Origin of the sequence: Streptomyces sp. BK340 (assembly GCF_007827595.1) — a bacterium.
Taxonomy (GTDB): Bacteria; Actinomycetota; Actinomycetes; order Streptomycetales; family Streptomycetaceae; genus Streptomyces.
In genome coordinates, this window is the sequence record NZ_VISR01000006.1 from 221,842 (window position 1) to 236,639 (window position 14,798).

Sequence of the window (14,798 nt, forward strand, 5' to 3'; positions counted from 1 at the left end):
GCTCAGGCCGCCGTGACCTCGCCGGACGGCGGCTCGGCCGTCCCCGGGCGGTTGCGGACGTCGTCGGTGCACTCGTAGCGGCGCAGCGGGGCGGTGCCCGGGCCGCCCAGGATGACCGAGCCGTCGCCCTCGGTCGCCGCCGAGCCGGACAGCGTGCACACGAGCTGGGCGAGGGCGTAGGAGGTGAGCTGTTCCGGCGCGGTGCTCAGCCGGAGCGTGTCGTCCGGGTCCTTCCGGCCCGGCCCGGTCACGCTCAGGCCGCCCGGCACGTACGTCGTGTAGCCCGCCGCCTTCTGCCCCGCCGACGGGGACGCGGCGAGCTGGTCCAGCAGGCCCTGCGCCACGATCACCCGGCGCCGCTCGTCCGGCGTGCCCTCCGGGACCCGGACGGTCCGGTCGACGGCGGCCAGGGACGAGCCGCACAGCAGGAAGACCTGCACGGCCACTCCCTGCGAGGACTGCGTGGACACACCGGGCCCGGACGGCGTGCACGGCACCCGGGAGGGTGCCCCGCCGAAGTCCGTCGGCACCTCGGTGGGCCGGATGCCGCACCCGGTGAGCAGCGCGGCCAGGAGGGGCGCCGCCAGCAGGCTGCGTACGGTCCCTGCTCTCATGACCCCTCCTTCCCGGAGTTCCCGGCCTCGTCGTTCTTGGTGCCCTCGTCGTTCTCCTCCGTCAGCCGCGAGGCGTCCCGCGGCAATCGCAACGTGAACACCGCACCCCCGTCGGGGGAGTTGGCCGCGGTGATCTCACCGCCGTGGATGTGGGCGTTCTCCAGGGCGATGGACAGGCCCAGGCCGCTGCCCTCCGAACGCGGCCGGGAGGCGCTGGCCTTGTAGAAGCGGTCGAAGACGTGCGGCAGGACGTCCTCGGGGATGCCGGGCCCGTGGTCGCGCACCGCGATGACCAGGTCGGAGTCCTCTTCGCCGTCCATGCGCACCGACACCCGCACCGGCGACCCGCCGTGCTTGAGCGCGTTGCCGATCAGGTTGGCCAGTATGACGTCCAGGCGGCGCGGATCGAGGCGGGCGTGGGTCCCGCGCTCGGCGTCCAGCTCCACGGCGTCCAGCCAGGCGCGGGCGTCGATGCAGGCGGTGATCTGGTCGGTGATGTCGACGTCGTCCAGGACCAGACGGGCGGTGCCCGCGTCGAAGCGGGTGACCTCCATCAGGTTCTCGACCAGGTCGTTCAGCCGCCGCGTCTCGCTGACCACCAGCCGTACGGCCGGCTCGATCATCGGGTCGATGCTCCCGGCGTCCGCGTCCAGCTCCTCCTCCAGCACCTCCGTCACGGCGGTGATGGCGGTCAGCGGCGTCCGCAGCTCGTGGGACATGTCGGCCACGAAGCGCCGGGACGCGTCGTCGCGCGCGGCCATCTCGGCCACCCGCTTCTCCAGCGCCTCGGCCGCGTTGTTGAACGTCCGTGACAGATCGGCGAGTTCGTCCGTGCCCGAGACCCTCAGCCGGGTGTCCAGCCGGCCCTCGCCGAGCCGCCGGGCGGCCACCCCGAGCCGGTGCACCGGCTTCAGCACGGTCGTGGCGGCGGCCTGCGCGAGCAGGGCCGAGCCGATCAGCGCGAGACCCGTCGCGATCCCCAGCGACCAGGCCAGCGAGTTGAGGTCCTTGGCCTCCGGCTCGAGCGACTTGGCCATGTAGCCCGTCGGGCCGCCGCCGATCAGCCGGGTGCCGGCGACCAGATACGGCGTGCCGTGGTTGTCGACCCGCTGCCAGTACAGGTGGTACGGCGACTCGTTGGAGCCGGTCACCTTCTGCCGCTTGTTCACCGCGGCGCGCAGCGACCCCGGCACGTCGTCCAGGGCGAAGCCGTTGATGCCGCCCGAGTTGCCGTACACCGTGTCGCCGCTCGGGTCCTGGGCGACCAGCAGCACGCTGAACCGCTGGCTGCTGCCGGCCATCTGGCCCGCCGCGTGCTGCAGTTCGTCCTGCGAGGGGTGCACCGGCAGCGCACCCGCCCGGTTCTGCATCTCCTGCTGGAAGTCGCGCAGCACCGCGTCCTGGGCGCGGGTGAGCACCGCCTCCCGGTTCAGCCAGTACGCGATGCCCGACGCCGACACCGCGGCGGTGAGCGCGACCAGCCCGAAGACGACCACCAGTCGCAGCCTGAGGCTGGTGAACCGCAGCCGCGACAGACTTCCCCTGCGCCCCGCGGTCCAGCCGCGCAGCACCCCCTGAGTATCGGTCACTGAGGGGCGTCCAGGCGGTAGCCGACACCACGGACGGTACGGATCAGGGTCGGGGACGAGGGCACGTCCTCCACCTTGGCACGCAGCCGCTGCACACACGCGTCCACCAGGCGCGAGTCGCCCAGGTAGTCGTGCTCCCACACCAGCCGCAGCAGTTGCTGCCGGGACAGCGCCTGACCGGGCCGGCGGCTCAGCTCCAGCAGCAGTCTCAGCTCGGTCGGCGTCAGTTGCAGGTCCTCGCCGTTCTTGGTGACCGTCATCGCGGACCGGTCGATGACCAGGCTGCCGAAGGCCGCCGAGTCGCTGGACTCGCGTTCGCCGCGGCGCAGCACGGCCCGGATCCGGGCGTCCAGCACGCGGCCCTGAACCGGCTTCACGACGTAGTCGTCGGCGCCGGACTCCAGTCCCACGACCACGTCGATGTCATCGTTACGGGCGGTCAGCAGGATGATCGGCAGCTGGTCGGTGCGCCGGATGCGCCGGCACACCTCGAACCCGTCGATGCCGGGCAGCATCACGTCCAGCACGATCAGATCCGGTCGCTGCTCACGCAGCAGCTTCAGACCGTCCTCACCGCTGGCAGCGGTGGCCACCCGGTGACCCTGGCGCGTCAGTGAGAGCTCCAGGGCCGTGCGGATGGCGTCGTCGTCCTCGATCAGCAACAGGGAAGGCACGGGCTCATTCTGGCCCATGGACGGGCTCTCGTACGACCTACCGGCACCATGCCATCCCTACCGCCACCTCCTGTGCGCGCTCTGTGACGGCCCTGGGCCGGACCCCTGTGACAGGTCTGTGACAGTCGGCGGACACGGCCATGAAGGTCGCTCGGCAAGCTTTTCGGCACAGGCAGGAAAGCAATGCCGAGCAAGCCGGACACCGGAAGTCCACGACGGGGGAGCGCGAGATGAACACGCTGCACAGCATCAGCACCAGCGCAGTGGTCACGCGTCTGCACGACGTGCACCGGGGTTCCGAGAAGTCCGGCGCCGTGAGCGGGCGGGGGTGCGCTCGCGGCGCCGGGCGTCAGCACACCGGTTACATGACGGTGGTTGACGCGTACACGGGGGAATCGCACGGGGGATCCGCGTACAGGGAGGACTCGGGGGAGCGCCGTTCGCTGAGCGAGGCGGAGTTCACCGCCTACGTCCAGGAGCGCCGCGCCTCCCTGTACGCCACCGCCTACCACCTGACCGGTGACCGCTTCGAGGCCGAGGACCTGCTGCAGAGCGCGCTGTTCTCGACGTACAAGGCGTGGGACCGGATCAGCGACAAGGCGGCGGTCGGCGGCTATCTGCGCCGCACCATGACCAACCTGCACATCAGCGCCTGGCGGCGCCGCAAGCTCAACGAGTACCCGACCGAGGAACTGCCGGAGACGCCCGGCGAGACGGACGCGATGCGCGGCACCGAGCTGCGCGCGGTCCTGTGGCAGGCGCTGTCCCGGCTGCCCGAACTCCAGCGCACCATGCTGGTCCTGCGCTACTACGAGGGCCGCACGGACCCGGAGATCGCGGAGATCCTCGACATCAGTGTCGGCACGGTGAAGTCCAGCATCTGGCGGTCGCTCCGCCGGCTGCGCGAGGACGAGGTCCTCAGCTTCGGCCGTGACGAGGAGGACGCCTTCGGCGAACTGGTCGCCTGAAGGTTCGGGGGGAACGACGGGGGACCAACGGGGGCCCACTGGGGGGTGGGCCCACGGGGGAACGGGGAAACACGGGGGAGTACCGAGAAGCGGGGCTGGAGGGCCGGGGGTCCGTCCAGTCCCGCTTCGCGTGCGCGCTCGTTCTGTTACGCCGGCGTCTGCTGCCGCGCCTGCCGTCCCGCGGCGGCGGCCGCCAGCCGGCCCAGCGCCTCGTCCCGGTCGCAGGGGTGAGCGCCCAGCGAGACCTGGCGGGTCACGATCGACCGCTCCGCGCGCATCAGCCGCCAGCCGCGGCGCAGCAGGAACGGGACCGACTTGCGGCCCTCCTTGAGGTCGCGCAGGAAACGCCGGCGGAAGGTGGTGGCCGGGCCGCGGCTCAGGCACAGCGCGTCCGCCAGCACCCCCAGTTCGCGGCAGCGCTCCACGATCTCCGCGGCGAAGATGCCTTCCGCGATGAACAGCGGGGTGCGCCCGATGTGCAGCGTCTCCTCGCCGGTGCGGGCGCTCAGCGAGATGTCGTAGACCGGCACCGGCGTCGAGCCCGAGGCGCACAGGCGGGAGATGGCCTCGACGGCGACGTCCGCGTCCCACGACTGCGGATGGTCCCAGTCGATGTCCGAACTTCCGTCCACCAGCGGCAGCGTCGGGTCGTCGCCCTCCTTGTAGAAGTCGTCGAGGCGCAGGACGGGGAGCCCGGAACGGGCGGCGACGAGTGACTTGCCCGAGCCCGAGGGGCCGCACAGCAGCACGACGCGGGCGGGAGACGGGGGATGAATGCTCACGGAACACCAGTTTGACGCATGGTGGGCCGGCTGCCGACCCCGCGGGTCGGCTTTTGAGCGTGACCCTCACCTCAACTACCCTACGTGCTGACCGCATTACCCTGCGCACCAGAAGGTGGCACCAGCGATGGCCCGACACGCTTCCTCCCAGCACCCCACCGCGCAGCGCGCCCTGATCGCCCTCGCGACCGCCGGAGCGGCCCTGGGCGCGGGCGCAGCGACGGCGCACGCGGCCGCGGCCCCGGTCCTCGATGTGCCGTGGCGTCCCACCTCGCTCGGCAAGGTCGACCCGAACGCGGGCCTGACGGCCCTCACCGGGACGGTCGGCTATGTCACCGGCCCGGTCTCCGGCCTCAAGCCCAACCCGCTCGCCGGCACCGGCGTGGACCCGCTCGACAACGGCGTGGGCACCCAGATCGCCGACTTCAAGCCGGTCGGCTCGCAGATGCTGACGGGTCCGGTCGCGCAGGCCCGGTCGCTGAACGCGGTGCCGGGAGTGGGACTGGTGACCGGTCTGCTGGGCGGCGGTACGGGCGCCCCGCTGGGCTGAGCCCCGGCCGCGGTACGAGGAGAGCCGCGCCGCCCCCGGACGGAGGGGTGGCGCGGCTCTCCGGCTCTGCGGGGCCGTCGGGCTGTCAGCCGTGAGCCGTCAGTACGACGAACCCGACGCGCCCAGCGACCCGGTCGGGTGCCAGACCGTCTTGGTCTCCAGGAACGCCGTCATGCGGTCGATGCCGGGAGTCGCCGACCAGTCGTCCACAGGCTGTGGACGAAGGACGCGCTTCAGGTTGTCGGCGGCGGCGATCTCCAGCTCCTTCGCCAGGACGTCGTCGGCGCCGGCGAGATCGATCGCGTTGACGTCCTGGTGCGCGGCCAGCGGTGCCGCGATCTCCGCCGTACCGCCGGAGAGGACGTTGACCACACCGCCGGGCAGGTCCGAGGTGGCCAGCACCTCGCCCAGCGACAGGGCGGGGAGCGGGGACTTCTCGCTCGCGATCACGATCACCGTGTTGCCGGTGGCGATCACCGGCGCGATCACGGACACCAGGCCCAGGAAGGAGGAGTCCTGGGGGGCGAGGACGGTCACGACGCCCGTCGGCTCCGGCGAGGAGAGGTTGAAGAACGGGCCCGCCACCGGGTTCCCGCCGCCCACGACCTGGGCGATCTTGTCGGTCCAGCCCGCGTACCAGACCCAGCGGTCGATCGCGGCGTCCACCTGGGCGGCGGCCTTCGGCTTGGACAGGCCCTCCGCTTCGGCGACCTCGCGGACGAACTGCTCGCGCCGGCCCTCCAGCATCTCCGCGACGCGGTAGAGGATCTGGCCGCGGTTGTACGCGGTCGCGCCGGACCAGCCGCCGAACGCCTTGCGGGCGGCGACGACCGCGTCACGCGCGTCCTTGCGGGAGGACCGGGGAGCGTTGGCCAGCCAGTTGCCCTTGGAGTCCGTCACCTCGTACACCCGGCCGCTCTCGGAACGCGGGAACTTCCCGCCGACGTACAGCTTGTAGGTCTTGAAGACCGACAGCCGCACGTCGGTCTTTTCCGTCTTCTCAGACATCGAGGTACGCCTCCAGGCCGTGACGACCGCCCTCGCGGCCGAAGCCCGACTCCTTGTAACCGCCGAACGGCGAGGTCGGGTCGAACTTGTTGAACGTGTTGGACCAGACGACGCCGGCGCGCAGCTTGTTCGCGACGGCCAGGATCCGGGAGCCCTTCTCGGTCCAGATGCCGGCGGAGAGGCCGTACTGGGTGTTGTTGGCCTTGGCGACGGCCTCGTCGGGCGTGCGGAAGCTGAGCACCGACAGCACCGGGCCGAAGATCTCGTCGCGGGCGATGGTGTGCGCCTGGGTGACGTTCGTGAACAGCGTCGGGGCGAACCAGTAGCCGGAAGCCGGCAGTTCGCAGGCGGGGGACCAGCGCTCGGCGCCCTCCGCCTCGCCCCGCTCGACGAGCGAGGTGATGCGGGAGAGCTGCTCGGCGGAGTTGATCGCGCCGATGTCCGTGTTCTTGTCCAGCGGGTCGCCCAGACGCAGGGTCGACAGGCGGCGCTTGAGGGAGTCCAGCAGCTCGTCCTGGATCGACTCCTGGACCAGCAGGCGGCTGCCCGCGCAGCAGACCTGGCCCTGGTTGAAGAAGATGCCCGTGACGATGCCCTCGACGGCCTGGTCGATCGGGGCGTCGTCGAAGACGATGTTGGCGCCCTTGCCGCCCAGTTCCAGGGTGAGCTTCTTGCGGGTGCCCGCGACGGTCCGCGCGATCTCCTTGCCGACGGCGGTGGAACCCGTGAAGGCGACCTTGTCGACGTCGGGGTGCGCGACGAGCGCGGCGCCCGCGTCGCCGTAGCCCGGAAGGATGTTGACGACACCCTTGGGCAGGCCCGCCTGGCGGCAGATGTCCGCGAAGAAGAGCGCGGAGAGCGGGGTGGTCTCGGCGGGCTTGAGGACGACCGTGTTGCCGGTCGCCAGCGCCGGGGCGATCTTCCACGCCAGCATCAGCAGCGGGAAGTTCCAGGGGATGACCTGGCCCGCGACACCCAGCGGGCGCGGGTTCGCGCCGAAGCCGGCGTGGTCGAGCTTGTCCGCCCAGCCCGCGTAGTAGAAGAAGTGCGCGGCGACCAGCGGGAGGTCCGCGTCGCGGGTCTCCTTGATCGGCTTGCCGTTGTCCAGCGTCTCCAGCACGGCCAGCTCACGGCTGCGCTCCTGGACGATGCGGGCGATGCGGAACAGGTACTTGGCGCGCTCGGAGCCCGGCAGCGCCGACCACTTCTCGAACGCCTTGCGGGCGGCCTTCACCGCACGGTCGACGTCCGCCTCGCCCGCCTGGGCGACCTCGGAGAGGACCTCCTCGGTGGACGGGCTGACCGTCTTGAAGACCTTGCCGTCGGCCGCCTCGGTGAACTCACCGTCGATGAACAGGCCGTAGGAGGGCGCGATGTCGACGACGGAGCGGGACTCGGGCGCCGGTGCGTACTCGAATGCGGATGCCATGGTGATCAGTCCACCGTCACGTAGTCGGGGCCGGAGTAGCGGCCGGTGGCCAGCTTCTGACGCTGCATCAGCAGATCGTTCAGGAGCGAGGAGGCGCCGAAGCGGAACCAGTGGTTGTCCAGCCAGTCCTCGCCCGCGGTCTCGTTGACCAGGACCAGGAACTTGACGGCGTCCTTGGTGGTGCGGATGCCGCCGGCGGGCTTCACGCCGATCTGGACGCCGGTCTGGGCGCGGAAGTCGCGCACCGCCTCCAGCATCAGCAGGGTGTTGGCGGGGGTCGCGTTCACGCCGACCTTGCCGGTGGACGTCTTGATGAAGTCCGCGCCCGCCAGCATGCCCAGCCAGCTCGCCCGGCGGATGTTGTCGTACGTCGACAGCTCGCCGGTCTCGAAGATGACCTTCAGCCGGGCGCTCGACCCGCAGACCTCCTTCACGGCGACGATCTCGTCGTACACCTTCAGGTACCTGCCCGCGAGGAACGCGCCCCGGTCGATCACCATGTCGATCTCGTCGGCGCCCGCGGCGACGGCGTCACGGACGTCGGCGAGCTTCACGTCGAGGGCGGCGCGGCCGGCCGGGAAGGCGGTGGCCACCGAGGCGACCTTCACGCCGGAGCCGGCGACGGCCTCCTTGGCGACGGCCACCATGTCGGGGTAGACGCAGACGGCGGCCGTGGTCGGCGTCGTCCGGTCCGTCGGGTCCGGGTGGACCGCCTTGGCGCCGAGCGCCCGGACCTTGCCCGGGGTGTCCGCGCCTTCCAGCGTCGTCAGGTCGACCATCGAGATGGCGAGGTCGATGGCGTACGCCTTCGCGGTGGTCTTGATGGAACGGGTGCCGAGAGACGCGGCGCGCGCCTCCAGGCCGACCGCGTCGACGCCGGGCAGCCCGTGGAGGAAGCGGCGCAGCGTGCTGTCGGACGCGGCGACGTCAGCGAGAGCGTGTGCTGTGGGTGCAGTGGGCATGGTCACCAGACGAGCATATCTACGCGCGTAGCGGCTGTATAGCCCCGGGTGCTCATTGCCTCGTTGTCGATCACGGATGAGCGCCGCCACGGGGGCGCATGGCGGCGCTCGCGCCGGCGTCGTGCAGAATCGGGACCATGACGACCCCGGACCACCAGTCGGGCACCACCAAGGACCTGACCTACCGCTCGCCCCTGGCGCTCATGGCCGGTGTGCTGCTGCTCGCGCTGGCCGCCTGGCTGGGTTTCGACGCGCTGATCCACGGCAGCGGGCGCACGCCCTGGCTCGCCCTCGCCGCGCTGATCCTGGTCGTCCCGCTGGTGATCGCCTTCACCCTGCGGCCGGCGGTCTTCTCGGGCGAGGACCGGCTGCGGGTCCGCAACCCGTTCCGGGTGATCACCCTGCCCTGGGGCGAGGTCGCCTCCCTGCGCTCCGGCTACACCAACGAGGTCGTCGACAACTCCGGCACCAAGTACCAGCTGTGGGCCATCCCCGTGTCGCTGCGCGCCCGCAAGAAGGCGGCGCGCCAGCAGACCCGGGCGAAGGCGGCGGCCCGGGGCGAGGGAGGCTCCGCCGGCCCGGGACCCGGCTTCGGCCTGTTCGGTGGCTTCGGTGGCCACGACGGCCCGACCCGCGCCGAGACCGACCAGATCATGGACGACCTGCGGACCGCCATGGAGCGGCGCGGGCAGGCCAAGTCGGCGCAGGGCGAGGTGACCGTGCGCTGGGCCTACGAGGTGATCGCGCCCGCGGTCGCCGGGGCGGTGCTGCTGGCCGTGCTGCTGGCGATCGGGTGAGGGCGGCCGCCGGGGCCTGACCCCCAGCTCGCTCACCGTCGTACGGGCCTGCTCGACCGGCTCAGCGGGCTGGTGCTGATGCTGTGGGGCGGCGGCCTGTGGCACTCCCTGCTCGGTACGGTCCTCTGGATCGGCGGCATCCTGCGGCTGCCGCGCTGGTTCGCCTGGCGGATCACCGCCGACAGCGAGGGGCTGTGGTTCAACGGGCTGCGCGGCATCCGGCACATCGCCCGGGACGACCTGCGGAAGGTCGAGTGCGCGGGCACCGAGCTGACGCTGGGCAGCCGGCAGGCCGCCTTCAGCCAGTGGTCGGCGCATGCGCCGCGCCGGCCGTGGCTCGAGCGCCGGTTCGGGCTGCTGCATCCCTACGAGCGGACCGCCGCCGAGATCACCGTGCTGTGGCGGGAGCCCGCGCTGCGCCCGACGGTGCGCAGCGCGGAGAGCGACCGCGGACGCCCGCTGTGGCCGCTCGCCGTGGTGCTGGCCGTGGTGGGGACGGCGGCCCTCGTGTTCCTCCCGTAGGCCGCTGCCCGGGTACGGCGAAGGGGCGCCCCTGGAATCGGGGCACCCCTTCGCCGTGATGGGTGGACTCAGATGCCGGCGGCTGCGGACAGGTCCCGCTTGATGGCCGCGAGCAGGTCGGCCGCCCGGCTGTGCGCGGCCGGGAGGCCGTCGTGGGACGCGACCGGCACGACGACCTCCAGGTAGCACTTGAGCTTGGGCTCGGTGCCGCTGGGGCGGACGATGACGCGGGCGCCGTCGAGGGTGTAGCGCAGGCCGTCGGTGGGCGGGAGCCTGTCCGTGCCCAGGGTGAGGTCCTCGGCGCGGGTGATGGCCAGGCCCGCCAGCTCGGTCGGCGGCTGCTCGCGCAGGCGGCGCATCGCGTCCGAGATGACGGAGAGGTCCTGGACGCGGACCGACAGCTGGTCGGTGGCGTGCAGGCCGTGCTCCACGGCCAGATCGTCCAGCAGGTCGAGGAGGGTGCGGCCCTGCTCCTTGAGCACCGAGGCCAGCTCGGTGATCAGCAGCGCGGCGGTGATGCCGTCCTTGTCCCGGACGCCCTCCGGGTCCACGCAGTAGCCGAGGGCCTCCTCGTAGCCGTAGCGCAGGCCGTCCACGCGGGCGATCCACTTGAAGCCGGTGAGGGTCTCCTCGTACGGCAGGCCCGCCTTCTCGGCGATCCGGCCCAGCAGGGAGGAGGAGACGATCGACTCCGCGAAGGTGCCGGTGGCGCCCCGGCTCACCAGGTGGGCGGCGAGCAGCGCGCCCACCTCGTCGCCGCGCAGCATCCGCCAGTCGGACCCTGCCTTGACGGCCGCGGCGCAGCGGTCGGCGTCGGGGTCGTTGGCGATGACCAGGTCCGGGTCGCTCGCGCGGGCCTGCGCGAACGCCAGGTCCATCGCGCCCGGCTCCTCCGGGTTGGGGAAGGCGACCGTCGGGAAGTCCGGGTCCGGGTCGGCCTGCTCGGCGACCAGCACCGGCTCGGGGAAGCCCGCACGGGCGAACGCGGCCAGCAGGACGTCCTTGCCCACGCCGTGCATCGCCGTGTAGACGGTGCGGGCGGTGCGCGGCGAGCCGGCGGCGAGGACGGCGTCGGTACGGGCCAGATAGGCGTCCAGCACCGAGTCGTCCAGGGTCTCCCAGCCGAGGTCCGGGCGGGGGACGTCGTGCAGCGAGACGATCGCGTCGATCTCGGCGGCGATCTCCGCGTCCGCCGGCGGCACGATCTGGGAGCCGTCGCCGAGGTAGACCTTGTAGCCGTTGTCCCGGGGCGGGTTGTGGCTGGCGGTGACCTCCACGCCCGCGACCGCGCCCAGGTGCCTTATCGCGAAGGCCAGGACGGGGGTCGGGAGGGGACGGGGGAGGACGGCCGCGCGCAGGCCGGCGCCGGTCATCACGGCGGCGGTGTCCCGGGCGAAGTCGGCGGACTTGTGGCGGGCGTCGTAGCCGATGACGACGAGTCCGCCGTGCTCACCCTTGTTCTTCAGGTAGGCGGCGAGGCCGGCGGCGGCGCGGATGACCACCGAGCGGTTCATGCGCATCGGGCCGGCGCCGAGTTCGCCCCGCAGGCCGGCCGTGCCGAACTGGAGGGTGCCGCTGAAGCGGGCGGAGAGTTCGGTGACGTCCCCGGCCTCGATCAGCTTGGCCAGTTCGTCGCGGGTCTCCGGGTCCGGGTCCTCGGCGAGCCATGCGCTGGCCTTGGCGATGAGATCGTCGTGCACCTTGGGATCAACCTCTCCTGTGTCTGCCTGCCGCCTGGGGACTCGGGCCCCAGACCCCCGTTCGCCCACCGGCCCACCCGGGGCGGTGGGCCGAAGAGCCCGCTTACAGCCTGCCCAGCACCTGCGTCAGCAGCTGGCCCATGCGCGCCGCCGAGTCGCGGCCCGCCTGGAGGACCTCCTCGTGGTTGAGGGGCTCGCCGGTCATGCCCGCCGCGAGGTTGGTGACCAGGGAGATGCCCAGCACCTCGGCGCCCGCCTCACGGGCGGCGATCGCCTCGAGGACGGTGGACATGCCGACCAGGTCCGCGCCGATCACGCGGGCCATGCGGATCTCGGCCGGGGTCTCGTAGTGCGGGCCGGGGAACTGCGCGTAGACGCCCTCCTCCAGGGAGGAGTCGATCTCCTTGCACAGGGCGCGCAGACGGGGGGAGTAGAGGTCCGTCAGGTCGACGAAGTTGGCGCCGACGATCGGGGACGTGGCCGTCAGGTTGATGTGGTCGCTGATCAGGACCGGCTGGCCCGGGCGCATGCCCTCGCGCAGGCCGCCGCAGCCGTTGGTGAGGACCACGGTCTTGCAGCCGGCGGCGACGGCCGTGCGGACGCCGTGCGCGACGGCGGCCACCCCGCGGCCCTCGTAGTAGTGCGTGCGGCCCAGGAAGACCAGGGCGCGCTTGTCACCGAAGGAGTACGAGCGGACCTTGCCGCCGTGCCCCTCGACGGCCGGCGGCGGGAAGCCGGGCAGCTCGGTGACCTGGAACTCGGCGTCGGGTGCGCCCAGGGCGTCGACGGCCGGAGCCCAGCCGGAGCCCATCACGAGGGCGACGTCGTGGGTCTCGGCGCCGGTGAGTGCGCGCAGGCGCGCGGCGGCGGCGTCGGCGGCGGCGTAGGGGTCGCCCTGGATGTCGTCCGGAAGAAGAGATGCGTTCACGCCGATGAGCGTAGCCGGTCTTCGCCTACGCGCGTAGATGACAGACCTCACGGGAATGCTTTCGTTGTCTTGTCGTTTCCGACGAAGCACGGGCAAAGCCGCAGGAAGGCCGCTGCCCGGCCGTCCTCAGCAGGGGCGCTTGCGGAGTTCCATCACGTAGTCGTGGGGCGCCCCGGCCGACTCGGCCGCGTCCGCGATCTCCCCCAGGTACCGCGCCGAGGGCAGGCCGCCCTCGTAGGCGTTGAGGACGTACGTCCACGCCGACTCCTCGCCGTCCAGGGTGTGTACGCGGACCCGGGCGCGCCGGTAGATGCCGAGGCCGACGCCCTCCCAGCGGTCGAGGGACTCCTCGTCCATGGGCGCGATGTCGTACAGGCCGACGAAGACCTGGGCGCCGGGCTCCTCGACGATCGTCGCCAGCGCGCCCTCCCAGCCCAGCTGTTCGCCGCCGAAGGTCAGCCGCCAGCCGTTCAGCCAGCCGATGGCGCGCAGCGGGGAGTGGGGGGCGCGGCGGGACATCAGCCGCGCTTCGAGGTTTCCGGCGTACGCGGCATAGAGCGACATGGGGAGAGGGTACGGCAGAAGAAACTCCTGTCTCGTCCGTACCGGAGACAGCCGTCCGACGCCCCCGGGCAGTAGCACCTTGAAGCGTGCGGGACAATGGGGTACGTGACTCGGATCGTGATCATCGGTGGCGGACCCGGCGGATACGAAGCGGCGCTGGTCGCCGCTCAGCTCGGTGCGGAGGTGACCGTCGTCGACTGCGACGGTCTGGGCGGAGCGTCGGTGCTGACCGACTGCGTGCCGTCGAAGACCCTTATCGCTACGGCCGAGGTGATGACCACCTTCGACTCCTCGTACGAGGAGCTGGGGATCATCGTCGCCGACGACACCCCGCCGCTGGAGCAGGCGGCCCGGGTGGTGGGCGTGGACCTCGGGAAGGTCAACCGCCGTGTGAAGCGGCTCGCCCTCGCCCAGTCGCACGACATCACCGCGTCCGTCACGCGCGCCGGCGCCCGGGTCATGCGCGGCCGCGGCCGGCTGGACGGCATGCAGGGCCTCGACGGCTCCCGCAAGGTCGTCGTCAGCGCCGCCGACGGCACCGAGGAGACCCTCACCGCCGACGCCGTCCTCATCGCCACCGGCGGTCACCCGCGCGAGCTGCCCGACGCCCAGCCCGACGGCGAGCGCATCCTCAACTGGACCCAGGTCTACGACCTCACCGAGCTGCCGGAAGAGCTGATCGTGGTCGGCTCCGGTGTGACCGGCGCCGAGTTCGCCGGCGCCTACCAGGCGCTCGGGTCGAAGGTGACCCTGGTGTCCTCGCGCGACCGCGTGCTGCCGGGTGAGGACCCGGACGCCGCCGCCGTCCTGGAGGACGTCTTCCGGCGCCGCGGCATGAACGTCATGGCCCGCTCCCGCGCGCAGTCCGCCAAGCGCGTCGGCGACCGGGTCGAGGTGACGCTGGCCGACGGCCGCGTCATCACCGGCTCGCACTGCCTCATGGCTGTCGGCGCCATCCCGAACAGCGCGGGTCTCGGGCTGGAGGAGGCGGGCGTGAAGCTGCGCGACTCGGGCCACATCTGGACCGACAAGGTCTCCCGTACGACCGCTCCCGGCGTCTACGCGGCCGGTGACGTGACCGGTGTCTTCGCCCTCGCGTCCGTCGCCGCCATGCAGGGACGTATCGCCATGTACCACTTCCTCGGCGACGCGGTGGCCCCGCTGAACCTCAAGACGGTCTCCTCCAACGTCTTCACCGACCCCGAGATCGCCACCGTCGGCTACACCCAGGCGGACGTGGACGCGGGCAAGATCGACGCCCGGGTCGTGAAGCTGCCGCTGCTGCGCAACCCGCGCGCCAAGATGCAGGGCATCCGGGACGGCTTCGTGAAGATCTTCTGCCGGCCGGGTACCGGGATCGTCGTGGGCGGTGTCGTGGTGGCGCCGCGCGCCTCGGAACTGATCCACCCCATCTCGATCGCGGTCGACAACAATCTGACGGTCGAGCAGATCGCGAACGCCTTCACGGTGTACCCCTCCCTTTCGGGGTCGATCGCGGAGGTGGCACGGCAGCTGCACACGCGCAAGGCGGGCGTCGAGGCCTGACGGCCTGCCCCGACTTCCCGCTGGTCACAGGGAGTTGTCGAGCATGCGTGCGGCATAGGCGGGGAGATTAGGCCCTATACCACTTCCCGTCCTGCCGTGCGAACAACTTCTGTTATTCGGCGCAAACTGCTGAAACCAGACGGTCGTTGGGGTTACTGTCAGTTTC

Annotated in this window: 15 protein-coding genes; 5 read left to right on the forward strand and 10 right to left on the reverse strand. The window is 71.8% G+C overall.

Going from position 1 to position 14,798, the window contains the following annotated elements; genetic code table 11:
• Positions 1-2: 2 nt before the first annotated feature.
• Genes FB157_RS15010 through afsQ1 form a run of 3 tightly spaced genes read right to left on the reverse strand, consistent with a single transcriptional unit; the run spans position 3 to position 2,877 of the window.
• Positions 3-614 (reverse strand): hypothetical protein, encoded by a 612-nt coding sequence (locus FB157_RS15010; RefSeq protein WP_145879811.1) that lies wholly within the window; start codon positions 612-614, stop codon positions 3-5.
• The gene (locus FB157_RS15015; protein WP_145879812.1) at positions 611-2,203 is read right to left on the reverse strand and encodes a HAMP domain-containing sensor histidine kinase; all 1,593 of its coding nucleotides are present in this window, start codon (positions 2,201-2,203) and stop codon (positions 611-613) included. The genes FB157_RS15010 and FB157_RS15015 overlap by 4 nt, the downstream gene beginning before the upstream one ends.
• Positions 2,200-2,877 (reverse strand): two-component system response regulator AfsQ1, encoded by a 678-nt coding sequence (gene afsQ1 / locus FB157_RS15020; RefSeq protein ID WP_179851543.1) that lies wholly within the window; start codon positions 2,875-2,877, stop codon positions 2,200-2,202. Before afsQ1 ends, FB157_RS15015 begins: the two co-directional genes overlap by 4 nt.
• A 230-nt stretch (positions 2,878-3,107) precedes the next feature.
• On the opposite strand from afsQ1, the gene FB157_RS15025 reads away from it, so the two are divergent.
• Complete coding sequence (locus tag FB157_RS15025) at positions 3,108-3,845, forward strand: SigE family RNA polymerase sigma factor (protein WP_145879814.1); 738 nt, start codon at positions 3,108-3,110, stop codon at positions 3,843-3,845.
• 146 nt (positions 3,846-3,991) lie between these two features.
• On the opposite strand, the gene FB157_RS15030 is transcribed toward FB157_RS15025, so the two are convergent.
• Entirely contained in the window at positions 3,992-4,627 is a 636-nt protein-coding gene (locus tag FB157_RS15030; RefSeq protein ID WP_261386319.1) for a uridine kinase, read from the reverse strand.
• A 127-nt stretch (positions 4,628-4,754) separates the two neighbouring features.
• On the opposite strand from FB157_RS15030, the gene FB157_RS15035 reads away from it, so the two are divergent.
• On the forward strand, positions 4,755-5,177 hold the full coding sequence (locus tag FB157_RS15035) for a hypothetical protein (protein ID WP_145879815.1): 423 nt from the start codon (positions 4,755-4,757) through the stop codon (positions 5,175-5,177).
• A 99-nt stretch (positions 5,178-5,276) separates the two neighbouring features.
• Here FB157_RS15035 and FB157_RS15040 read toward each other — a convergent pair whose 3' ends face one another.
• The 3 genes from FB157_RS15040 to deoC are packed head-to-tail and all read right to left on the reverse strand — an operon-like array spanning position 5,277 to position 8,576.
• A complete protein-coding gene (locus FB157_RS15040) occupies positions 5,277-6,185 on the reverse strand; it encodes an aldehyde dehydrogenase (protein ID WP_145879817.1) in 909 nt (302 codons plus the stop codon).
• Entirely contained in the window at positions 6,178-7,614 is a 1,437-nt protein-coding gene (locus tag FB157_RS15045; protein WP_145879819.1) for an aldehyde dehydrogenase family protein, read from the reverse strand. The genes FB157_RS15040 and FB157_RS15045 overlap by 8 nt, the downstream gene beginning before the upstream one ends.
• Positions 7,615-7,619: 5 nt before the next feature.
• Positions 7,620-8,576, reverse strand: coding sequence for a deoxyribose-phosphate aldolase (deoC, locus tag FB157_RS15050; protein ID WP_145880007.1), 957 nt, complete (start codon positions 8,574-8,576; stop codon positions 7,620-7,622).
• Positions 8,577-8,713: 137 nt separating this feature from the next.
• Between deoC and FB157_RS15055 the strand changes: the two genes are divergently transcribed.
• The gene (locus FB157_RS15055) at positions 8,714-9,373 is read left to right on the forward strand and encodes a PH domain-containing protein (RefSeq protein ID WP_145879821.1); all 660 of its coding nucleotides are present in this window, start codon (positions 8,714-8,716) and stop codon (positions 9,371-9,373) included.
• Positions 9,374-9,445: 72 nt separating this feature from the next.
• Positions 9,446-9,895 (forward strand): hypothetical protein, encoded by a 450-nt coding sequence (locus FB157_RS15060; protein ID WP_145879823.1) that lies wholly within the window; start codon positions 9,446-9,448, stop codon positions 9,893-9,895.
• Positions 9,896-9,963: 68 nt separating this feature from the next.
• Here the strand turns inward: FB157_RS15060 and FB157_RS15065 are convergent, their stop codons facing one another.
• The 3 genes from FB157_RS15065 to FB157_RS15075 all read right to left on the reverse strand — a co-directional run bounded on the left by FB157_RS15065 (position 9,964) and on the right by FB157_RS15075 (position 13,087).
• Complete coding sequence (locus FB157_RS15065) at positions 9,964-11,595, reverse strand: phospho-sugar mutase (protein WP_145879824.1); 1,632 nt, start codon at positions 11,593-11,595, stop codon at positions 9,964-9,966.
• Positions 11,596-11,698: 103 nt separating this feature from the next.
• On the reverse strand, positions 11,699-12,523 hold the full coding sequence (locus tag FB157_RS15070) for a purine-nucleoside phosphorylase (RefSeq protein ID WP_145879826.1): 825 nt from the start codon (positions 12,521-12,523) through the stop codon (positions 11,699-11,701).
• Positions 12,524-12,649: 126 nt separating this feature from the next.
• Positions 12,650-13,087, reverse strand: a complete 438-nt coding sequence (locus FB157_RS15075; protein WP_145879828.1) for a gamma-glutamylcyclotransferase — start codon at positions 13,085-13,087, stop codon at positions 12,650-12,652.
• 96 nt (positions 13,088-13,183) lie between these two features.
• Between FB157_RS15075 and FB157_RS15080 the strand changes: the two genes are divergently transcribed.
• Positions 13,184-14,632 (forward strand): NAD(P)H-quinone dehydrogenase, encoded by a 1,449-nt coding sequence (locus FB157_RS15080; protein WP_145879830.1) that lies wholly within the window; start codon positions 13,184-13,186, stop codon positions 14,630-14,632.
• The last annotated feature ends 166 nt before the right edge of the window (positions 14,633-14,798 follow it).